At 68.8% G+C, this 21217-nt stretch carries 17 protein-coding genes; 10 read left to right on the plus strand and 7 right to left on the minus strand.

Annotated elements, in window-relative coordinates; translation table 11 throughout:
* Positions 1-464 precede the first annotated feature (464 nt).
* The 7 genes from GTY96_RS00915 to GTY96_RS00945 are packed head-to-tail and all read right to left on the minus strand — an operon-like array spanning position 465 to position 8679.
* Complete coding sequence (locus GTY96_RS00915; RefSeq protein WP_143897585.1) at positions 465-2024, minus strand: NADH-quinone oxidoreductase subunit N; 1560 nt, start codon at positions 2022-2024, stop codon at positions 465-467.
* A 15-nt stretch (positions 2025-2039) separates the two neighbouring features.
* Complete coding sequence (locus GTY96_RS00920; RefSeq protein WP_143897587.1) at positions 2040-3731, minus strand: complex I subunit 4 family protein; 1692 nt, start codon at positions 3729-3731, stop codon at positions 2040-2042.
* On the minus strand, positions 3728-5953 hold the full coding sequence (gene nuoL, locus GTY96_RS00925; RefSeq protein ID WP_143897589.1) for an NADH-quinone oxidoreductase subunit L: 2226 nt from the start codon (positions 5951-5953) through the stop codon (positions 3728-3730). The genes GTY96_RS00920 and nuoL overlap by 4 nt, the downstream gene beginning before the upstream one ends.
* A 25-nt stretch (positions 5954-5978) precedes the next feature.
* Entirely contained in the window at positions 5979-6281 is a 303-nt protein-coding gene (nuoK, locus tag GTY96_RS00930) for an NADH-quinone oxidoreductase subunit NuoK (protein WP_143897591.1), read from the minus strand.
* Positions 6282-6306: 25 nt separating this feature from the next.
* On the minus strand, positions 6307-6813 hold the full coding sequence (locus tag GTY96_RS00935) for an NADH-quinone oxidoreductase subunit J family protein (RefSeq protein WP_143897593.1): 507 nt from the start codon (positions 6811-6813) through the stop codon (positions 6307-6309).
* Positions 6810-8150: an NADH-quinone oxidoreductase subunit NuoF gene (gene nuoF / locus GTY96_RS00940; protein ID WP_143897595.1), complete on the minus strand. Its 1341-nt coding sequence runs from the start codon at positions 8148-8150 to the stop codon at positions 6810-6812. The genes GTY96_RS00935 and nuoF overlap by 4 nt, the downstream gene beginning before the upstream one ends.
* Positions 8151-8190: 40 nt before the next feature.
* Positions 8191-8679, minus strand: coding sequence for an NADH-quinone oxidoreductase subunit NuoE family protein (locus GTY96_RS00945; RefSeq protein WP_120559403.1), 489 nt, complete (start codon positions 8677-8679; stop codon positions 8191-8193).
* A 104-nt stretch (positions 8680-8783) separates the two neighbouring features.
* Here GTY96_RS00945 and GTY96_RS00950 point away from each other — a divergent pair, with 104 nt between their 5' ends.
* From GTY96_RS00950 to GTY96_RS00995, 10 genes are all read left to right on the plus strand, one after another.
* On the plus strand, positions 8784-9536 hold the full coding sequence (locus GTY96_RS00950) for a TIGR02266 family protein (protein WP_143897597.1): 753 nt from the start codon (positions 8784-8786) through the stop codon (positions 9534-9536).
* 69 nt (positions 9537-9605) lie between these two features.
* Positions 9606-11234 carry a serine/threonine-protein kinase gene (locus GTY96_RS00955; protein WP_161663626.1) on the plus strand — a complete coding sequence of 543 codons (1629 nt, stop codon included), beginning with the start codon at positions 9606-9608 and terminating at the stop codon, positions 11232-11234.
* Between the two features lie 75 nt (positions 11235-11309).
* Positions 11310-12515, plus strand: a complete 1206-nt coding sequence (gene serB / locus GTY96_RS00960) for a phosphoserine phosphatase SerB (protein ID WP_161663627.1) — start codon at positions 11310-11312, stop codon at positions 12513-12515.
* A 554-nt stretch (positions 12516-13069) separates the two neighbouring features.
* Positions 13070-13828 (plus strand): hypothetical protein, encoded by a 759-nt coding sequence (locus tag GTY96_RS00965; RefSeq protein ID WP_161663628.1) that lies wholly within the window; start codon positions 13070-13072, stop codon positions 13826-13828.
* A gap of 35 nt (positions 13829-13863) precedes the next feature.
* Positions 13864-14706, plus strand: coding sequence for a hypothetical protein (locus GTY96_RS00970; protein WP_143897605.1), 843 nt, complete (start codon positions 13864-13866; stop codon positions 14704-14706).
* A gap of 126 nt (positions 14707-14832) precedes the next feature.
* Positions 14833-15756 carry a beta-ketoacyl synthase N-terminal-like domain-containing protein gene (locus GTY96_RS00975; RefSeq protein WP_161663629.1) on the plus strand — a complete coding sequence of 308 codons (924 nt, stop codon included), beginning with the start codon at positions 14833-14835 and terminating at the stop codon, positions 15754-15756.
* Between the two features lie 9 nt (positions 15757-15765).
* Positions 15766-16044, plus strand: coding sequence for an acyl carrier protein (locus GTY96_RS00980; RefSeq protein ID WP_161663630.1), 279 nt, complete (start codon positions 15766-15768; stop codon positions 16042-16044).
* Entirely contained in the window at positions 16041-18503 is a 2463-nt protein-coding gene (locus GTY96_RS00985; RefSeq protein WP_161663631.1) for a virginiamycin B lyase family protein, read from the plus strand. Before GTY96_RS00980 ends, GTY96_RS00985 begins: the two co-directional genes overlap by 4 nt.
* A gap of 3 nt (positions 18504-18506) precedes the next feature.
* A complete protein-coding gene (locus GTY96_RS00990; protein ID WP_143897613.1) occupies positions 18507-19007 on the plus strand; it encodes an SRPBCC family protein in 501 nt (166 codons plus the stop codon).
* A complete protein-coding gene (locus GTY96_RS00995; protein ID WP_161663632.1) occupies positions 18994-21216 on the plus strand; it encodes a virginiamycin B lyase family protein in 2223 nt (740 codons plus the stop codon). Before GTY96_RS00990 ends, GTY96_RS00995 begins: the two co-directional genes overlap by 14 nt.
* The last annotated feature ends 1 nt before the right edge of the window (position 21217 follow it).

Raw genomic sequence — 21217 nt, forward strand, 5'->3', positions numbered from 1 at the left:
TGGGAGTGTCGTCCGGTCGTCCAAGTGCCTGAGAAGTCTGGAGTTTTGATCCGCGCGGGCACTGGCATGGCACCTGCTAAAGGTTACGGCGGGACGCATCGAAGCGAGGTTGAAAGTGGTTCCCCCCCACCCTTTCAGCACTTCCGGTGTGTCACCTTGAGAAGACCCGCGGCCCGACACCCTCACGGGTGCCGGGCCGCCTTCTTTTCCCCCTCCCTCCTGCCTCGCTTCCGCCGCGCGTGACGCCTCGGGCGTCTGGGAACGGGCTCATGACGCCGTGAGCCACGCGGGGGAGCCATTTCATTTCTGAAATGCGGCGCGGGGGCGGGCACCCCCAGCCCTCCATTTCATTTCTGCAATGGACGTGGGTCCATGACGCCACGGGCCAGGCCCGCAACGACAACGCCCGCCAGGGCCGGGGGGGCCGAGGCGGGCGTCGGGTGCCGCGAGCTGCCGGCGGGAGGCTACTGGCCGAACAGCGTGCCGGCCTGGGCGAGCCAGTCGGTGACGTGGCCGGGGAGGATGCCCAGCAGGACGACGGCGACGGTGGAGATGACCAGCGCGGCCTCGGTGCCCCAGTTGCGCTCCAGCGGCTGCGCGCCCTCGGGGATGGGGTGCATGAACATGTAGACGACGACGCGCAGGTAGTAATACGCGCCCGCGGCGCTGGAGAGCACCGCCACCACGGTGAGGCCCACGAGGCCCACGTCGATGGCCGCCTGGAAGATGAGCAGCTTGCTCATGAAGCCCACGGTGGGGGGGATGCCGCCCAGGGACAGCATGAAGGCCGCCATCGCGAACGCCCAGCCCGGACGGCGCTGCGCGAGGCCCGCGAAGCGCTCCAGGTCCCAGGCGGTTCCCTTCTCCTCGTCCTCGCGGCGCTCCAGCGCGGACACCATCGCGAACGCGCCCGCCGCGCTGAAGGTGTACGCCAGCAGGTAGTAGAGGATGCCGCGCAGCGCGTCGGAGCGGGCCACGTCCAGCGGCGTCCCACCCGACAGCGAGGACGCGGACAGCAGGCGGAAGTGCTCGCCCGGCGCCGCGACGAACAGCGCCGCCACGCCCAGCAGCAGGTAGCCCGCGTGCGCGATGGACGAGTACGCCAGCATGCGCTTCACGTTGCGCTGCGGGATGGCCATCAGGTTGCCGGCGACCATCGTGAGCAGCGCCAGCGTGGCGAACAGCATCAGCGGCAGCTTCGGGTCCATGCCCTTGCCCACCGTGAGGAACACGCGCACCAGCGACGCGAACGCCGCCGCCTTCACGCCCGCGCTCATCAGCGCCGTCACCGGCGTGGGGGCACCCTCGTACACGTCCGGCGTCCACATGTGGAACGGCACGGCCGCCACCTTGAACGCGAAGCCCGCGGCGATGAGCACCGCGCCCACGTAGACGAGCGCCGGCGACGTGGCCAGCGCCTGCTGCAGCGGGCCCACCATGTCGTTCAGCTTCGTCGTGCCGGTGGCGCCATACAGCAGCGCCGTGCCGTACAGCAGGATGGCGGAGGAGAAGGCGCCCAGGATGAAGTACTTGAAGCCCGCCTCGCTGGGACGGGTGCCGCGGCGCAGGTACGCCGTCAGCGCGTACGTCGCGATGGAGAGCACCTCGATGTTGACGAAGATGGTGATGAACTCCGACGACATCGCCAGCAGGCTCATGCCCGCCGAAGCGAAGAGCATCAGCGCGTAGAACTCACCGCGCTCCGCGCCGCGCTTGCGCAGGAAGCCCACCGCGCTCAGCGCCGCCAGCGCCAGGCCCACGCTCACCACCAGGGTGAGGAAGCTGGAGAAGGGGTCCAGCACGCCGAAGCCGAGGAACACCTCGTGCGGCGGCTCGAACATCAGGCCCACGGCCACGGCGCCGCTGGCCGCCGCCGCCACGACGGTGAGCACCGCCTGGTAGCCGCGGGACGCCGTCGCGGAGAGGAACACCTCCGACAGCAGCAGGACGGAGGCCGCCACCACCATGATGATGGCGGGCAGCAGGGGGAGGAAATCCGCCAGGGTGAGATTTGGCAGGTTCATGGAGTCTTTCGGGGCCTACTCGCGCACGGCGAGCGGCGCGGCGGGAACGGAGGGGCGGGCCGCGGCGGCGGTGGAGGGCAGCGACATCACCTCCACGCGCAGCTGGTCGTCCTTCGCCTGGGGGGCGCTCGGAGCGCCCACGCTGGCGCGCGCCACGTAGCGGTCCGTGGACGGAGCGATGCGGTCCAGGAAGGGCTGCGGCATCAGGCCCATCACCGCCACCAGCACGATGAAGGGGGCCGTGGTGAGCATCTCGCGCAGGTTCATGTCGCGCAGGTGCTGGTTCTCCCGGTGCGTGATGCCGCCGAAGAACACCTTCTGCACCATCCACAGCATGTACGCCGCGCCCAGGATGACGCCCAGCGTGGCGAACACGCCGAAGGGCAGGGGCAGGGTGCTCTTGAAGGTGCCCATCAGCACCAGGAACTCGCCGATGAAGCCGTTGGTGCCCGGCACCGCCACCGACGAGAACGTGATGATGACGAACGCCGCGGTGAACACTGGCATCACCTTGGCGATGCCGCCGTAGTCCGACATCAGGCGCGTGTGGCGGCGCTCGTAGAGGAAGCCGAACAGGAGGAACAGCGCGCCCGTGGACACGCCGTGGTTGAGCATCTGGTACGCGCTGCCCGTCGCGCCCTCACCCGTGACCGCCAGCAGGCCCAGCATGCAGTAGCCCAGGTGGCTGACGGACGAGTACGCGATGAGCTTCTTGATGTCCCGCTGCGCCAGGCACATCAGCGCCCCGTACACGATGCCGATGACGGACAGCACCGCCAGCACCGGCCGCGCCGCGTGCGCCGCCACCGGGAACAGCGGGATGGCGAAGCGCCAGAAGCCGTAGGTGCCCATCTTCAGCATCACGCCGGCCAGGATCATGGAGCCCGCCACCGGCGCCTGCACGTGCGCGTCCGGCAACCAGGTGTGCACCGGCCACATGGGGACCTTGATGGCGAACGCCAGCGCGAACGCGGCGAACATCCACGGCCCGTAGGTGTACAGCGTGGCGGCCAGGCCCGTGAGCGACGCGCACGCGCCCTCCGGCCCGCTGCTGCACGCGGCCAGCTGCTGATTGGCGGCGAGCAGGTTGTTGTAGAGCTGCCCGTAGTCGAACGAGCGCGTGCCCGGCCCGCCGCTGATGAAGTACACGGCCACGATGGCCACCAGCATCAGCAGGGAGCCCACGAGCGTGTAGAGGAAGAACTTCACCGCCGCCATGCGCCGGTCCTCGGCGCCCCACACACCCACCATCAGGTACATGGGGATGAGCATGGCCTCGAAGAAGATGTAGAAGAGCAGGACGTCCATCGACGCCAGCGCGCCCAGCATCGTCGTCTGGAGCACCAGCAGCGCCAGGTGGAACTCCTTGATGCGGTGCTGGATGTACGTGGTGGAGGCGAGCACCACCAGCGGGCCCAGGAACACCGTGAGCAGCAGCAGGCTCACCGCCAGCCCGTCCACGCCCAGGTGGTAGCTCATCCCGAACTGCTGGAACCAGGGGACGCGGTACTCCATCTGGAACTCCGCGCCGGAGGGCTCGAAGCGGAAGTACGCCCAGACGCCGAACGCCAGGTCCAGCAGCATGCCCACGAAGGTGATGGCGCGCACCTGCCCGTGTTCGGAGGCAGGCAGCATCAGCACCAGCGCCGCGAAGACGAGCGGCAGGTAGATGACGACGTTCAACAGGTGGGTGTCGAAGAAGCTCATGAAAGCACCTGCAGGAGGGCGTAGACCGCGCCGCCCAGGATGGCGAGCGCCATGATGGCGGCGTAGGCCTGCGCGTCGCCCGTCTGGAGGCGGCGCAGCCCCAGGCCCACCTTCTCCGTGACGTAGGCGGTGCCGCGCACCAGCACCGTGTCGATGACCAGCGCGTCCACCACGCGGAAGAGGATGAAGGCCACGAACTTCACCGGCCGGATGAGGATGAACTCGTAGAGCTCATCCACGTAGAACTTGTTCTGGGCGGTGCGGCGCACCGCGCGGGCGAACGCCGGCACGGGCTGGCCCGCGCGCGAGGGGAAGTACTTCAGGTAGGCGAACGCCGCCGCCGCGCCGCCGGACAGCGCCACCAGCCACGCGAAGAGGTAGTCCGTGATGGCCGGCGTGCTGGTGTCCAGCTTCACCGTCTCCGCCGCGCGCGCCACCGCCTCCGCGGGGCGGAGCACGGGGCTGAGGAAGTTCTCGAACACCGGCTGCATCCCGCCGCCCGTGCGGGGCATCAGGGGCAGCGCGTAGGCGAACGTCACGAAGCTGAGGAACGCCAGGACGACCAGCGGCAGCGTCATGTGCCACGCGCTCTCATGCGCGTGCGGCACCTTGGCCTCCTTGGAGCGCGGGCCCGTGAAGGTCAGCAGGTACACGCGCGACATGTAGAACGCCGTGGACGCGGTGATGAGCAGGCCCATCACGTAGACGAAGGTGGAGACCCACTCCAGCCCGTGCAGGTGGTTGTGGTGCACGCCGTGGAAGATGGCGTCCTTGGAGAAGAAGCCCGACATGATGGGGAAGATGCCGGTGATGGCCAGCGTGGCGACGAGGAACGTGCCGTGCGTCCAGGGCATCTCCTTCCACAGGCCGCCCAGCTTCTTGATGTCCGTCTCGTCCGCGTTGCCGTGCATCACGCTGCCGGCGCCCAGGAAGAGGCAGGCCTTGAAGAACGCGTGCGTCATCAGGTGCATCTCGGCGGCCCAGAAGACGCCCATGCCCACGCCCATGAACATGATGCCCAGCTGCGACACCGTGGAGTAGGCGAGCACCTTCTTGATGTCGTCCTGCGCGAACGCGATGAGCGCCGCCAACAGCGACGTGAGCGCGCCCACGATGGCGATGGTCGCCATGGCCGTGGGGGAGAGCACCAGCAGCGAGCTCATGCGGCAGAACAGGTACACGCCCGCCGTCACCATCGTGGCGGCGTGGATGAGCGCGGACACCGGCGTCGGGCCGGCCATCGCGTCCGGCAGCCAGACGTACAGCGGCAGCTGCGCGCTCTTGCCCGCGGCGCCCAGCAGGAAGAGCAGCATGATGGCGGTCATCACGCCGCCGAAGGTGTAGCCGGACAGCGGCCCGGCCTCGATGGGCGTGGCCAGCGACACCGCGCCGCCCGTGCCCTCCGGCAGGGCCAGGGCCATCTTCTCCAGGCCCTTGAAGGTGACGGGCCCCTTCTGCTCGATGCCCTGCGCGTAGCGGGCCCGCGAGCTGCTGGCGGCGTTGAAGTCGCGCGCGTCCGCCTGGCGGTTGAAGGCGCCCACCGTGAGGATGAGCAGGAACGTGGCGATGAGGAACGCGAAGTCACCGATGCGGTTGGTGACGAACGCCTTGCGGCCCGCCCACGCCTTCGCGCTGTCCGTGTACCAGAAGCCGATGAGCAGGTAGCTGGCCATGCCCACGCCCTCCCAGCCCACGAAGAGCAGGACCAGGTTGTCGGCCATCACCAGCGTGAGCATCGCGGCGACGAAGAGGTTCAGGTACGCGAAGAAGCGCCAGTACCCGTCGTCGTGCTCCATGTAGCTCGTGGAGTACAGGTGGATGAGGAAGCCCACGCCCGTGATGATGAGCAGCAGGATGCCCGACAGGTGGTCCACCAGCAGGCCGAAGTTCACCCGGAAGTCACCCGCGGCGAACCACGTCCCATAGTCGTGCGCGATGGCGTAGCGGATGACGTCCCGCTCGAGGCCGAACGGGTTGGCCATGCTCACCACGCGCCCGCCGGCCGCGTCGCTGGTGGCCCAGAAGGCCAGCACGCTCAGCACGAAGGCGCCCGCGATGGCGGAGCACGCCACCAGGTGCACGTTGGCCCGGCCCAGCCACTTGCCGAACACGCCGCACACGAACGCGCCCAAAAGCGGCAGCAGGATGATCAACCCCAGCGATGGTGCGAACACATCGGGGGGGATGGGTGCCGTTCTGAAGAATTCGACGATTCCGTCCATGGATGGGCTCAGGGAGTGACGGGATTCAGTGCTTCATCGTCCGGATGTCGTCCACGTTCACGGAGCCGCGACTGCGGAAGACCGCGATGACGATGGCCAGACCGATGGCCGCTTCCGCGGCCGCCACGGCGATGACGAAGAAGGCGGACACGTGGCCCATGCCGTCGCCGTGCATGCGCGCGAAGGCCAGGAACGTGAGGTTGACCGCGTTGAGCATCAGCTCCACGCACATGAAGACGACCAGCGCGTTGGTACGCACCAGCACGCCGAACATGCCCATGCAGAAGAGCGCCGCGGCCAGCAGGAGGTAGTAGGTGATGGGGACCATTGGATTGTCCTGAAGGGCGCGAGGACTAGATGCGGGACTTGGCCACGACCACCGCGCCCACCATGGCCACCAGCAGGAGCAGGCTGACCGCTTCGAAGGGCAGCAGCCAGGTGGTGAAGATGGTCTCGCCGATGGACGCCATGGTGCCGAACGTCGCCTGGGCCTGCGGACCCAGGCGCGCGGGCTGCGCGTCGATGCGGCCCAGCGTCACGACCAGCACGGCGAGCAGGCCCAGCGCGGAGGCGCCTCCCAGGATGCGCGTCACCGTGGGCCGGCCGCGGTGGGCCGCGTCACCCAGGTTGAGCAGCATGATGACGAAGAGGAAGAGCACCATGATGGCGCCCGCGTAGACGAGCACCTGGATCACGGCCACCGTGTGCGCCCAGAGGAGCACGTAGATGCCGGCCAGGAAGAAGAACGTCGACACCAGGGCCATGGCGGAGTTGATGGGGCTCCGCGCGGTGATGACCAGCCCCGCCGACAGCAGCGTCATCACGGCGAACACGCCGAAGAGAACCAATTCGATGTTCAAGACCAGTCTCCGAAGGAACCCCAGGGGTGGTCACCGAACGGGCAGCGCTTCTCCCGAACGTGAGCCTCGAACTCGTCCCGGAACCGCATGAGGAACGAGTGCGTCGGCAGGGCCGCCGCGTCGCCCAGCGCGCAGATGGTGTTGCCCAGACCGATGGGCGGGTAGGGCGCGATGGAGGAGGCGACGTTCGACAGCATGTCGATGTCGCTCATGTCCGCGCGGCCTTCTTCAATCTTGCGCAGCAGGCGCGTCTGCCAGGGCGTGCCCTCGCGGCACGGCGTGCACTGGCCGCACGACTCTTCCGCGTAGAAGCGGGCCACGCGCCAGAGGCTGCGCACCATGCAGGTGGCGTCGTCCATCACGATGACGCCGCCGGAGCCGGCCATCGTCTGCTTCATCTTCAGCGCCTCGAACTCCAGCGCCACGTCCAGCTCGTCCGCCCCCAGCACCGGCGCGGAGGAGCCGCCCGGGATGACCGCCCGCACCTTGCGGCCCTTGGGCATGCCCTGGCCGTACTGGTCGTCGTGGATCAGCTCCAGGATGGTGGTGTGCATCCCCACCTCGTAGACGCCGGGGCGGTTCACGGAGCCGGACAGGCAGACCAGGTGCGTGCCGCCGGACTTGTCCGTGCCCAGCTTCGCGTACCACTCCGCGCCCTTGGCGAGGATGGGGGGCACGCTGGCGAGCGTCTCCACGTTGTTCACCACCGTGGGGCTGCCGAACAGGCCCACCACCGCGGGGAAGGGGGGCTTCAGGCGGGGCCAGCCCTTCTTGCCCTCCAGCGACTCCAGCAGCGCCGTCTCCTCGCCGCAGATGTACGCGCCCGCGCCGCGGACGACGTAGCAGTTGAGCTCGTAGTCCTTGCCCAGCATCGACTTGCCGAAGATGCCGGCCTTGTAGGCCTCGTCGATGGCCGCCTGGGTGCGCTCCGCCTGGAACTTGAACTCGCCGCGCAGGTACACGTAGCAGGTGTGCACGCCCAGCGCGTACGACGCGATGGCGATGCCCTCCAGCATCATGTGCGGGTCGTTCTCCAGGATGTAGCGGTCCTTGAAGGTGCCCGGCTCGGACTCGTCGCCGTTGACCGCCAGGTACTTGGGCTTGGGGCTGTCCTTGGGGACGAAGCTCCACTTCATGCCCGTGGGGAAGCCGGCGCCGCCGCGGCCGCGGAGGTTGGACTTCTTCACCTCATCGATGATGGCCGCGGGCTCCATCGTGAGGGCCCGCTTGAGCCCGTCGTAGCCGCCGCGTGAACGGTAGCTGTCCAGGGTCCAGGACTGGGGCTTGCCCCAGGCCGCCGAGATGACGGGTTCAACCGCCTTTGCCGTAGAGGCCATGGATGGATGTCCTAGGAAAGCGAGGGGGAGGAGGGGCGACTCACGACAGCCGGGCCAGGATGGCGTCCAGCTTCGCCTGGGTCAGGCGCTCGTGGTGGTCCTCGTTGATCTGCAGGCAGGGCGCCGTCCCGCAGGACGCCAGGCACTCCGTCTCGCGCAGGGTGAACTTGTCGTTCGTCTCACCGGCGGTGAGCCCCAGCTTCTGCTCCAGGTACGCGAGCATCTTCTCCGCGCCCCACAGTGAACAGGACAGGTTCGTGCAGACGTCGATGACGTACTTGCCCGGCTTCTTGAGGTGGTACATCACGTAGAAGCTGGCGACCTCGTAGGCGCGCTCCGGCGTGACCTCCAGGTTCTTCGCCACCAGGCGCAGACCGTCAGGAGGCAACCACCCCTTGAGGTCCTGCAGCAGGCGCAGCGCGGGAAGCATGCCGGCGCTTTTGCGATCAGGGGGGTAGTGCGAGAGGATTTCCGCGATCCCCGCGTCGAACTTCTTCTGCTCTTCAGGAGTGAACAGGGGCTCCGCCATGGCGGGCCGTACGTATTGCCGCAATGGCTTCGTTGTCAACATAAACCCTCGGCGGTAGACTGGACCGCCATCAGCAAATTTCCGAGCGATTTCAACCCCTTGTTATGAGCCCGGACCCTGCGGACCAGCGGCAGTACCCTCGTGTCCCCACCGTCCTCCGGGTGGACTACCCGCATGGGCGTCCACTCCGGGACGTGACGGAGAACCTCTCCGCCGGAGGCTTCTTCGTCCAGACCGAGCAGCTCTTCGCGGTGGGGGATGAGCTTCGGCTTGCTCTTTCTTTCCCGGGACTGCTGGATCCGGTAGAAGTCGCCGGGACCGTGGCGTGGGTGCGCCTGGCCGCTCCCGATCAGCCGGGCGGCGTGGGCATCCGGGTGGAGAGCGAGCAGGACCGGCGGCGACTGGGTGACATCTTGACTGCGGCGGGACCAGAGGAGAGCGCGACGACCCCTTCCGAGCAGGACGGGTACCGTGTGCTCATCGTCGAGGACAACCCCCACATCATCGAGATGTACAGCTACGTGCTGAAGAAGCTCGCGAGCAACGACCTGCACGGCAAGGTGCCGCTGGAGGTCCACTTCGCGCCGGACGGGCACCACGCGCTGCTGCGGCTGCGCGAGGACCGCTTCAGCCTGGTCATGCTGGACCTCTACATGCCGGTGATGGACGGCTTCGCCCTGGTGGAGCGCATCCGGGAGGAGGAGGCGCTCAAGGGCATCCCGGTCATCGCCATCTCCGCGGGCGGCAAGGAGGCCCAGGAGCGGGCGATGCAGCTGGGGGTGGATATCTACCTGCGCAAGCCCGTGCGGTTCGTGGAAGTGCTGGAGACGGTGAAGCAGCTCCTGCGCATCAAGTAGAGAAGACGCGGCTTCGTCGCACCAGACGTTGAAGCGCCGGGCAGGTGCCGCGTAGAGTCCGGCGCACCCATGACGAAGCCCGCCATCCATCGTGACACCGTCAGTGGCGAGGCGCTGCTCATCCTGCAGAATCTGCGGGAGAACGGCCGCCTGGGACGCTCGAACAAGCTGGCCGACGTGAAGGCCGCCCTCGAACCGTCCGTCTCGCTGGAGTTCGACAACTACTTCTTCTTCCTGCGCAAGTTCCACTACATCGCCATGGACCGCGAGGCCCAGCTCAAGCTCACCGAACAGGGTGAGCGGGTGGTGGAGGGGGACCTCCAGGACCGGTTCGCGTCGGAGGTCGACGACTTCTTCGCGGATCAGCTCCTCCCGGCGGAGGACGCGACGCACATCGGCCGTCCGTTGGACGAGGACGAACCGATGAGCGTGCCGCCGCCGCCGCCGGAGCTGCTGCTGGACGAGGCGGAGGTGGACCCGTCGTCGGCGGGGGGCCCCTCGCAGTCGCAGGCGGGGCCGCCGCCCGTGCCGCCGTCGCGCACGCACCGGGTGGCGATGCCGGCCCTGGACCTGGCGCAGGTCGCCCCTCCGATGCCGGCGCCGCCCATCTCCACGCCGCAGCCCATGGCCCGCCAGGACGGGCCCGCGGAAGGCCGCCGGGAGACCTTCATCGGGCTGCCGCCCGCACCGGCCCCCCAGCCCGTGGCCGCGCCGGTCCCCAGCGCCCCCCAACCGCTCATCATCACCCCTCCGCTCGCCGCCGCGCCCGCTCCGATGCCCCCTCCCGCCACGACCCCCGCTCCCGCAGCCCCGGTTCCCAATGCCGCCGCCGCGAAGGGCTCCAGCGACCTGGACCTGCGCTACCAGAAGTTCGACCCCATCGGCACGGGGCCGCTCGGCACGGTCTTCAAGGGTCGCTACAACGCCCTGGGGCTGGACATCTGCATCAAGGAGCTGAAGGACATCTTCGGCTACTTCTCCTTCCTCCAGCGCGGTGAGGTCCTCAAGCGCCTGAAGAAGGAGCTGTGCGCGCAGGCGCAGGTGCGCCACCCGGGCGTGGTGCAGATCATCGACCAGAACGTGGACTCCGGGCGGCCCTACTTCGTCGTGGAGCTGATGCGCGGCAGCCTAAAGGAGCGGCTGGAGGCGAGCGGCGGCAAGGGCATTGAAGTGCCGCACGCGCTGCGCACCTTCCTGCAGCTGGCCTATGGCCTCCGGGCGGCGCACGCCGCGGGGCTCACCCACCACAACCTCAAGCCGGAGAACGTCCTCTTCGACGCGTACGGAAACGCGAAGCTGGCGGACTTCGGCATGAGCCGCGTGGTGGAGGTGGACGCCACCAAGGGCATGCCCCAGGTGTTCGTGGGCACCGGCGGCATGGTGTACATGGCGCCGGAGCTGATGAACCGGGGCGCCAAGGAGCCGGGCCCGTCCGCGGACGTGTACGGCCTGGGCATCCTGCTCTACGAGATGTTCACCGGGCAGATCCCGGGCCGCCGTTCGCCCCTGCCGTCGGAGGTGAACCCGGAGGCGCCCAGCGGCCTGGATCAGCTCTTCGACAAGGCCACGCAGGACAAGCGGGAGCAGCGCTACCCGGACGTGGACGCGATGCTGGAGGACTTCTACAAGGCCTTCCCGGAGCGCGAATACCAGGAGCGCGGCTCGCTCATCCTGTCCTCGGATCCGCAGCAGGAGTAGCCCCTCTCCGGGCAGGCGGGCCTCCACGCGAGGCTCGCCCGCTCCGGCTGGGACCTGTCAGACTGCGGCGCGCCCATGACCGCGCGCCCCTCCGACAGCGTCCTCCTCACCGTCACCGGAAGGGACGGCCCCGACACCACCGCCCGCATCACGGGCCTGCTCGCCGAAGCGGGCGCGGAGCTGTTCGACGTGGAGCAGGGGGTGCTCCGGGGAATGCTCACCCTGGCCCTCTGGGTGCGCCTGCCCGCGGCCCCTCCGGAGGTCGAGCCGCTGCTGCGGGCCCTGTCCGAGCTGCCCCGTGAGCTGGGCGTCACCGTGGACGTCCGCGTGGTGCCCGCCGCCGTGGAGCCCGCCGGGCCGGAGCCGCTGCGCTACGTCGTCACCGCCGTGGGCCGCGCGCTGGGCATGCGCGACGTGCATGCGCTGACGGCGCGGCTCGCGGCGGGCGGCGCTCGCGTGGAGCGCATCACCCGGCTGAGCGAGACGCCGCTGGCGTCGGTGGAGCTGCACGTCACGCTCCCTCCGGACGCGGACCCGGTGGCGCTGAAGGGCGCGCTCCTGGCGCTGTCCATGGAGAGCTCCACGTTCGACGTGGCCCTCCAGCGCGAGAGCCTCTACCGGCGCGGCAAGCGGATGGTGGTGATGGACATGGACTCCACGCTCATCCGCATCGAGGTCATCGACGAGCTGGCGCGGGCGTACGGCGTCCACGCGGAGGTGGCCGCCATCACCGAGCGCGCGATGCACGGGGAGATGGACTACGACGAATCCCTGCGCCAGCGCGTGGCGCTGCTCGCCGGACTGGACGCGCGGGTGCTGCACGAGCTGGCGGCGAACCTGCCGCTCACCGAAGGAGCGGAGACGTTGATCCGCGTGCTCAAGCGGCTGGGCTACCGCACGGCCGTCATCAGCGGTGGCTTCTCCGTGGCGGCGGAGGCGCTCCAGCGGCGGCTGGGCATCGACTTCGCGTACTCCAACGCGCTGGAGGTCCAGGACGGGAAGCTCACCGGGCGCACGGTGGGCACCATCGTCAACGCGCGCCGCAAGGCGGAGCTTCTGGAACTGCTGGCGAAGCAGGAGGGCGTCCTGCTGGAGCAGGTCATCGCCGTGGGAGACGGGGCCAATGACCTGCTGATGCTGGAGAAGGCGGGGCTGGGCATCGCCTTCCGCGCCAAGCCCCGGCTTCGCGAGGCGGCTGACACGTCCATCTCCGCTGGCGGGCTGGACACCATCCTGACCCTGCTGGGCCTCACCGCGCGCGAGCTGCGCGAGGTGGGTTGAAGCAGGCGGCGGACGGGACCTGCTTCATCAATGCCTCGCGTCCCTGACGCGAGCCGGGGCGCCGGCGCGAAGCGCTTGAAGCCGCCCTGTGCAATGCCATCCAGCCATTCGTGGCGGTGAATGCCTGACAAGGGCATGGCACGCCCCGTGCGTCCGACAGGACCTGCTGGGTCCGCTCGGTCCTCGGCGGGCATCGGAAATGCCATGGATTGGCGCCGCGTTCGCCGGGCCTCCGCCCGTTTCCGGAGGGCGCCGCGCCGTGACGCCAATCCCAGCCCTCGGCCGAGGTCAAAATCATCCTAGGCACGCAGGGGGGAGTGCCCATGGAGCTGGACAAAAATATCCGACCTGACAGGTCCGTCAGGTTAGTCCGAGAAAGACCAACATTGTGTAATTGCTTGTCTTTTTAGAAGGGCAGACGTTGGCCCCACGCTTGCTCATGTCCTGGCTGCCCGTACAGCGCGCCCGTACAGCGCAGTTTCCACCCACCGGAGGTATGGACCATGAGGCAGACGTGCAGTCCCACCTGGAAGCAAGCACTGCGATGGTTGGCGATGGCGCCAGCCTTGTTGTGCGGCACCCTCGCGCACGCGGATGAGCCCGTGTACGAGATGGAAGCCGCGGCGCTCGCCAGCTATTTCACCATCGACATCTACACCGTGAAGAAGGGCGGGGAGAGCGCCTTCCTGACCCAATCCCTGCGCTCCGGCCCGTATGACCGCGTCGCGACGGGCTTCGGCAGCGAGAAGATCGTCGAGGTGCTGCCCGCGCACCGCGAGGCGGACCCGACGTACATCGTCCTCGGCCGCTACTTCGACCCGGACATGGGGACCTCCATCACCCGCTACCGGCAATCCAAGACGGACTCCCTCGCCAGCGCGTCGCCCACGCGCCTGCAGGGCAAGCTGGTGGATGTCATCCTCAGTGACTGGAGTTGGGAGCGCAACCACGCCAAGGGCGTGAAGAAGGCCGCCACCACGCTCGTGCGGGCCATGCCGTACCAGGACAGCAAGGTGTTCCAGGAGTACACCGCGTCGCTCAACTTCATGAAGATCGGCTACGTGGGCCAGACGGCGAGCGTGGAGTTCTTCGACGCCAAGACGCCGCTGGACGACATCCGCAAGGCCATCACCGGGCGCCCGGGCATGTCCGGCACCGCCATCCTCTCGCTGTCGGATGGGAATGGCTACGCGGCCTACACCGAATACTACGAGCTGCCTTCCACGCTGAAGAGCGCGCAGCTGTCGCGCGCCGGCAGCCGTGTGGCGGGAGTGGCTTCGGGCGTCGTCATCGAAAACTACATGGCGCGCTGAGTCCGCCCTCCGACTCCGGAAAGGAAATCCCAACCATGCGAAAGTTGATTCCGCTGTTCACCTTCGCTTGCGCGCTCGCGATGTCCGCGCCAGCCGCCGCCCAGCCGCCCGGGGAGCAGCAGGGGCCCGTGGCGCAGATCATCGTCTATGACGTCGCGCCAGAAGCCCAGCAGCAGTTCAAGGAGGCCCTGGCGTCGACGCGCGTCGCGTACCAACGCGAACCCGGCTTCATCAATGAGCGCGTGCTCGACAGCCTGGACACGCTGGCGCTCAAGTACGCCACCTACGCCCGCTTCTCCAACGCCGTCGCGGCGGAGAACATGCTCAAGCGCCGGCTGGACGCCGTGGCGCCGTATGTCCGCCGTGCCCCGGAGGTCCACACGGCCGTCCTCACGCAGGCCTTCACCCCGCAGGCCATCAACCGCAAGCCCAAGGGCAATGAGTTCGCCGAGGGCAAGGTGAACCAGGTGGCCCACCTGGGCATGTTCATCCCGTTCCCCAAGTACTGGGAGCAGTACGAGAAGGCGCTGGATGACGTGAAGACCGTGACCCGCGGCCGCAAGCCCGCGGGCTTCCTGGGGGATGACGTGCTCGTGGAGACGACGGCTCCCGCCCCGGAGCGGCAGACGCCGTACTCGCCTCGGGCCGCCGAGGCCTCGCGGATGTCCTTCAACTACGGCGAATACAACACGTTGGAGGACGCGGAGAACTCGTACGTGCGCCGGCATGGGCCCGTCGAGGATCCGAAGATCGCCGCGCTCGCGCGAGTGTTCTACGGGTCGCTCCAGGTGCCCGCCCGCTTCTACATCTTCCGGGTGGTCGACAACTACGGACCCTCCTCCGCCAACGTCCGTCAGGGCCGCTCCAAGCCCCGCTAACCGCACCGCATTCCAGCCATGTCCTCTCCTGACATCTCCCGGCAGGGCGGTGAATGCCCTGTCTTTGTCCAATCACATGCCGCCTTCACCCCGAGATGGAGGACGCTGGGGGAGATTCTCTCCGCGGTGCGAAGCCATCACCGCTTCGACCCGGAGCGGGATCGCCTGGTTTCTGAGCAGGACCTCGCGGCGGGAGCGAACCTCCCGCCGCGGGAGTTCCGCAAGATGGACCGCTTCTCGCTGCTCACGCTGGCCGCCGTGCAGCCGTTGCTCGCGCCGCTGTCCGCCGAGGAGCGGACGGCGTGCGGACTCTTCGTGGGCAACATGCTGGCGGGCTGGACCTTCACCGAACCGCAGATCCGCACGTTGCACACCCAGGGCGCCGGGGCCGTGAGCCCCTATCTGGCCACCGCCTGGTTTCCCGCCGCCGCCCAGGGACACACCACCATCGCGCTGGGGATGCAGGGCATCGCCAAGACGGTGACCACGGACCGGTGCTCCGGTGGGCAGGCCATTGGGATGGCCTATCACCGGCTTCGCCACGGCGCGTCCGGCTCACTGATGCTGGCGGGGGGCGCGGAGGCGCCCGTGACCCCGCTGGTCCTGACCGCGCTCGGTGATGACGAGCGGCCGGCCCCGCTCGCGGAGGCGTCCGCGTTCCTGTTGCTGCGCAAGGGGGCCGCCCCGGTGGGCGCGCCTGTCATTGGCGCTCATGCGAGCTTCCGGCTCACCACGGCGGTCAACGCCGAGGCGCGGCTGCGCGGGTTCCTGGACCGGCACGTCCGGGACCGGCCGCTCGAAGCGGTGGTGTGTGACGCCCCTCCCTGGAGCGGGACCGAGCGGGTCCTGCATGGGCTCCTCCGGCGCACCCGCGGAGAGGGCCTCCGCCTGTTCGACGTGTGCCGCACGGTGGGCGACGCGCTGGGGGCTGGCAGCGCGCTCGCGGCGGCGCTCGCCTGCGAGCTCCTTCAATCCCTTTCCCCAGGCCGGTCGGTGCTTGTCCTGTCGTTGGGACATCAGTGCGTCGACCTGCTGTGGCTCTACACCTGAGGAACCCCCATGGCGCTCCCAACCCCTGATGTGATCGAAACCATCTTCCAGTCCCTCCACTCGCTCGGGCACCCGCCCGGCACCGTGAAGCCTTCCACCCATCTCCAGGAGGAGCTGGGCATCGACTCGCTGGAGACCGTGGAGTTGTCCGCGGTCGTCTGCCAGCGGCTGGGATTGCCGTCGCGGGTGGCCGCGGACGTGCGCAACGTCCATACGGTCGAGGAGCTCGCGGCGCGCATCACGCCGCTGCTGGCGGAAGGCAATGGCGACACGGGGGCCTCGCCGTGACCCTGGGTTCCTCCTCGCGTGGCCTGCTGCTGCTCATGGGCCTGCTCCTCGCGGTGCAGGCTCGCGCTGGCCAGACGCACGTCATCGACCTCACGGATGCGCCGCCGTACATGACGCCGCTGTCGCTGCGTGCCCGGGTGGGCGACACCATCACCTTCAAGAACCACGGGCCGGAGATGGTGCACTCCATCACCGACGATGCCCTCATCCTCTTCTCCGGCGACCTCGCCGTGGGGGCGGAGTGGAGCTACACGTTCAAGCGCGCCGGGGTGTACCCCTACGTCTGCTTCCGCCACCACTTCATGCGCGGAGCCGTGACGGTGGAGAACCCGGACGGCACCACCGACTCGCCTCCCGAGTTCCCCTACCACGCGGCGTTTCGCGAGTTCGTCATCCCGACCCTGCGCGCGGTGCCCCGGATGATCATCCCCAGCCGCAAGGACGACACCTTGTGGTTCACCGAAGGGGGCGGGGACTTCTATGGGTTCGAGAACATCCCCGCCAACAACAAGCTGGGCCAGGTGGATGACCAGGGGCGGATCATCGAGTTCGCCACGCCCACGCCCGGCAGCGACGGCAGCACGGTGGGCGTCGACTCGCTGGTGATGGACGCCTCTGGCGCCGTCTGGTTCACGGAGCGCCTCACCAATCGCATTGGCCGCCTGGACCCCTCGGGCACCATCCGCGAGTTCCCGCTGCCCAGCCCCAAGGGATACGCGCTGGGCATCGACCTGGACGCCAAGGGGCGCATCTGGTTCGCCGAGCGGTACGCGAACCGCATCGGGTTCATCACTCCCGATGGCAAGGTGACGGAGGTGGAGCTGCCCGGCAAGGACTCCGAGCCGCGCACGGTGTACGTCGATCGCCGTCAGCGCATCTGGTACACGGCGCGCACCGCGAACGAGATTGGCTATTACGAGCCGGCGCGCCGCCGCTTCGTGCGGCTGAAGATCCCCACGGAGAACGCGCGTCCCACGGGCATCGCGGAGACGAGCGACGGCACCGTCTGGTTCGTGGAGATGGTGGGCAACAAGCTCGCCAAGGTCGTGGGTGACCAGATCATCGAGTACGCGCTGCCCACGCGCTTCTCCGCGCCGTTCAAGATCGTCGCGGACGCGAAGGACCGGCTCTGGTTCACCGAGGTGTTTGGCAATGCCATCGGGATGATGGACACCCGGACCGGGAAGATCCTCGAGTACAAGATTCCCACCCCGGACAGCCGGCCGGGCGGCATCACCGTGGACCGCAAGGGCCGCGTCTGGTTCACGGAGCAGACGGGCAACAAGATTGGCATGGTGGTGCCGGAGGAGCTGGCCCGCTACCCGGATCCCGTCCCCGGGCCTTCCCTGGGGCCCGTGCAGGCTTCGGGGCGTGAGAAGCCCTGGGCGCCCTCCCCAGGCGGCCCCCCGGCGCCCGGGGATGGAGATGGCGCGCCGCGCGTGGCTCCCCCCGCGGGGACGCAGGGGACTCGCGGTGGGGTGCCTGCTCCGGGGCCCAGCCCCAAGCCAGAGGGCCCCCAGGCGCTCCTGGGCCAGGAGGACTTCGCGCTTCCACACGCTGGAAGTGGCCCGGGCAACGAGCTCATCGAGGACGCGGAGGGGCTGCTCTGGTTCAACCAGCTCTACGGCAACCGCATTGGCGCCTTCGACCGGCGCACGCAGCGCTTCCGCGAGTACGCGCTGCCGAGCGTCTCCAGCATGCCGTCGGGCATGGCGATGGATCGCTCGGGCCAGTTCTGGATCGCCCAGTTCCGCACCAACGCGCTGGCGCGGCTGGAGCCGCGCACGGGCCACGTGGACGAGTATCCCCTGCCCATCGATGCCGCGCTGCCCTCCAGCGTGGCGGTGGACGAGCACGACGCGGTCTGGCTCACGCTGCTGGGGGCCAATCGCATCGCACGCTTCGACAGGGCCGAGCGCCGCTTCGACCTGTTCGAGATGCCGCGCGAAGGCAGCAGCCCGCTCCACCTGGCGGCGGACCGCCGGGGCGGGCTGTGGATCTCCGCCTCGGAGGAGGCCGGGAACTACGTGGCGCGGTTCGACACCGTCCGTCACACCTTCGAGGTCCACGCGATGCCCACCCCGGACAGCTCGCCCATTGGCGTGCTGGTGGACGACGCGGCGGTCTGGGTGGCCGAGGGAGGCGCCGGCAAGCTGGCGCGCCTGGACCTGGGGACCCGGCGCTGGGAGGAGTTCACGGTGCCGGCGAGCGACGCGGAGCCCGTGCGGCTGGCCAAGGATGCGCGCGGTCGCATCTGGCTGACGGATGGCGGCGGCCTGGGGGGCGTGGGCGGCAATCGCATCGCGGTCTTCGATCCGCGGACCCGGGCCTTCGAGCTCATCCCCATGCGCATCGCCAGCGCCAAGCCGCGCGGAATCCTCGCGTCCGCGGACGGAAACATCTGGTTCACGCAGCAGAACGCCAACCTCCTCTCCCGCATTCACTTTCGAGGTCAATGAACAATGGAAACGTTTTCCGTGGGCATCCGCATCGCCCGTGACGCGCGCACCGTGCTCGACGCCTTCTGGCGGTTGGAGTCCTGGCCGGAGGTGGCGCCGCACGTGCTGAAGATCGACATGCTCTACGCCGACGCGCAGACGCAGGTGTTGAAGATGACCGTCCGGAGCCGGGGCCGCACGGATGTCTTCAAGACGATGCGGGTCCTCCAGGGGGACTGCATCTTCTATTACCAGCCGGAGCCGCCGCCGTTCCTGCGCCGGCACTACGGCTGGTGGGAGGTGGCGAGCGAGCAGGACGCCACCATCATCACCAGCCGCCATGAGGTGGACCTCCACCTGGACGTGGCCACCCGCTACCTGACGGAGACGGGGGCGGCGCTCACCGGGCCGGACGACGTCCGCGCCCAGATGCTGGAGCTCATCCGCAACAACAGCCTGCAGACGATGCTGGGCCTCAAGCGGCGCATGGAGAACCTGGAGGAGGTGGCCCATGCGAGCCGTTAGGGCATGGCTGCTGGCCGGGCTGGGCTGGGCCCTGGGGTGCTCCGCGTCGTTGGCGACGCAGGCCTCCGACCTGGCTCCGGCCGCGGTCGCTCGGAGCCCGGAGTCCTCCGAACCGGGGCGCGCGCCCAGCGCCGCCGCCACCGACGCGTATGTGGAGTCCGCGGTGACGAAGGTGCAGGCCCGCCTGCACCAGCTGCGCTCCAGCGCGAAGCGCCCCTTCTCGCTGTTCGCGTATGACGTGCCCACTCCCCACGCGGTGCCGCACATCATCGCCATCGACGAGAAGGACCGCGTCTGGGTGACGGAGAGCGGCGGGCGCTTCGCTCGCAACTTCATCGACGTGCCGGCGGTCAACAAGGTGGCCCGCCTGGACCAGGGGGGCACCATCACCGAGTGGACCACCGGGACCGAAGGCTCCAGTCCCATGGGCATCCTCTTCGGTCCGGATGGAGACATGTGGGTGGCCGAGCGTCTGGCCAACCGCATCTCCCGGCGCAGCGCGGACGGCACCCGGCTGGTGCGCTACGACATCCCCACGCCCGACGCGTGGCCCACCGCCATCGTCCTGGACTCCCAGGGCAATGGCTGGGTGACAGAGACGATGGCGGACAAGCTGGCCCGCATCGACGCGAAGACGGGGCAGGTGACGGAGGTGCCCCTGCCCGCGACGAAGACCAAGTCCACCGGCATCGCCGTGGACCGTCAGGACCGCGTCTGGGTGGCCATGCGCGACGTCGGGACGCTGGGCCGCTACGACCCGCGCACGGGCACGTTCGACCAGTTCAAGCTCCCCACCCCGGACTCCAAGCCGTGCGGCCTGGTGGTGGACGGCGCCGGACAGGTCTGGTTCTCCATGCGGAACGCGGGGAAGATCGGCCTCATCCACGAGGACGGCTCCATCCAGGAGTTCGCCACGGACAACCGCCACGGGGGCCCCTTCTTCCTGGCGGCGGACAAGCGCGGGGACATCTGGTTCAGCGAGCTGTTCTCCAACCGGGTGGGCCGCTTCGAGCCGAAGACGCGCACGTTCGAGTACTTCGAGCTGCCCGGCAAGGACGCGTTCCCGGCCGGCATCGCGCTCGACTCCAAGGGCAACCTCTGGTTCGCGCAGCAGGGCTCCAACGTGGTGGGCGTCATCGTCCGCACGGACCTGTCGTACCTGGCCGGGGAGACGCCCGGAGCGGGGCCGGGTGGGAAGATCGTCAACGCGCGGCATGAGTTCATGGAGCTGGAGGTCCCCACGCCGCAGTCGGTGCCGGGCATCGTCGCGGTGGATGCGCGCGACACCGTCTGGTTCACGCAGATGGGCGGAGGCTGGGTGAGCCCGGGCTTCCCCCCCGGGCCGGGCGGCAGCGCCATCGGGTACTACAAGGATGGCGCCCTGCACGAGCTGAAGACGCCCACGCCTGAATCCGGTCCCACGTCCATGTCGTTGGATCCTTGCGGCGATGACGTCTGGGTCACGCTGCGCACGGCGAACAAGATCGCGCGCATCCGCGACTTCAAAATCACGGAGTACGCCATCCCGCTGCCCGGCGCGCTGCCCGTGGGCATCGCGGTGGACCTGGACCACAACGTGTGGGTGGCGCTGAGCGACGCGAACAAGCTGGCGCGGATGACGCCCGAGGGCGAGTGGCGCTTCCTGGACATGCCCAATCCCAAGGCGGAGCCGCGCACCATCTTCGTCGACAGCGCGAACGAGGTCTGGTTCGCGCAGAAGACGGGCAACCGCATTGGCCATCTGGACAAGGACCGGTGGACGGTGGAGACGTGGGAGCTGCCCACGCGTCTGGGTTGGCCGCTGTCGCTGATGGAGGACGCGGACGGCAACATCTGGTTCGCGGAGATGCGCAGCGACAAGCTGGGCATGTTCGACCGCAAGACGAAGAAGATCACCGAGTACGCGCTGCCCGTTCAGTCCGCGCCGTTCAAGGTGAACTACGACAAGGCGTCCAACGCCATCTGGGTGTCCACGGTCTTCTACAACGCCATCCTGCGCTTCGACCTCACGAAGAAGCAGGTGGTGTCCATCTACAAGATTCCCGCCGAGGGCGCGTGGATGGGAGGGCTGGACCGCGACAGCCAGGGCTGCCTGTGGTTCTCCGAGCAGTTCGCCAACAAGTTGGGGCGGCTGTGCATCGAGGGCGTGTCCAGCGCGACGTTGGGGCCGGGCGCGACGCCGGGCACTGGCGCGTCCGCGGGACGGTAGA

The organism is Corallococcus silvisoli, assembly GCF_009909145.1.
GTDB lineage: Bacteria > Myxococcota > Myxococcia > Myxococcales > Myxococcaceae > Corallococcus > Corallococcus silvisoli.

Excerpts from the sequence above, each read along its gene's own strand:
- nuoF (WP_143897595.1), bottom strand. The coding sequence starts at position 8,150 with ATGGCCTCTACGGCAAAGGCGGTTGAACCCGTCATCTCGGCGGCCTGG.
- GTY96_RS00950 (WP_143897597.1), top strand. The coding sequence starts at position 8,784 with ATGAGCCCGGACCCTGCGGACCAGCGGCAGTACCCTCGTGTCCCCACC.
- nuoK (WP_143897591.1), bottom strand. The coding sequence starts at position 6,281 with ATGGTCCCCATCACCTACTACCTCCTGCTGGCCGCGGCGCTCTTCTGC.
- GTY96_RS00980 (WP_161663630.1), top strand. The coding sequence starts at position 15,766 with ATGGCGCTCCCAACCCCTGATGTGATCGAAACCATCTTCCAGTCCCTC.
- GTY96_RS00915 (WP_143897585.1), bottom strand. The coding sequence starts at position 2,024 with ATGAACCTGCCAAATCTCACCCTGGCGGATTTCCTCCCCCTGCTGCCC.
- GTY96_RS00920 (WP_143897587.1), bottom strand. The coding sequence starts at position 3,731 with ATGAGCTTCTTCGACACCCACCTGTTGAACGTCGTCATCTACCTGCCG.
- GTY96_RS00990 (WP_143897613.1), top strand. The coding sequence starts at position 18,507 with ATGGAAACGTTTTCCGTGGGCATCCGCATCGCCCGTGACGCGCGCACC.
- GTY96_RS00955 (WP_161663626.1), top strand. The coding sequence starts at position 9,606 with ATGACGAAGCCCGCCATCCATCGTGACACCGTCAGTGGCGAGGCGCTG.
- GTY96_RS00965 (WP_161663628.1), top strand. The coding sequence starts at position 13,070 with ATGGCGCCAGCCTTGTTGTGCGGCACCCTCGCGCACGCGGATGAGCCC.
- GTY96_RS00970 (WP_143897605.1), top strand. The coding sequence starts at position 13,864 with ATGCGAAAGTTGATTCCGCTGTTCACCTTCGCTTGCGCGCTCGCGATG.
- GTY96_RS00945 (WP_120559403.1), bottom strand. The coding sequence starts at position 8,679 with ATGGCGGAGCCCCTGTTCACTCCTGAAGAGCAGAAGAAGTTCGACGCG.
- nuoL (WP_143897589.1), bottom strand. The coding sequence starts at position 5,953 with ATGGACGGAATCGTCGAATTCTTCAGAACGGCACCCATCCCCCCCGAT.
- GTY96_RS00995 (WP_161663632.1), top strand. The coding sequence starts at position 18,994 with ATGCGAGCCGTTAGGGCATGGCTGCTGGCCGGGCTGGGCTGGGCCCTG.
- serB (WP_161663627.1), top strand. The coding sequence starts at position 11,310 with ATGACCGCGCGCCCCTCCGACAGCGTCCTCCTCACCGTCACCGGAAGG.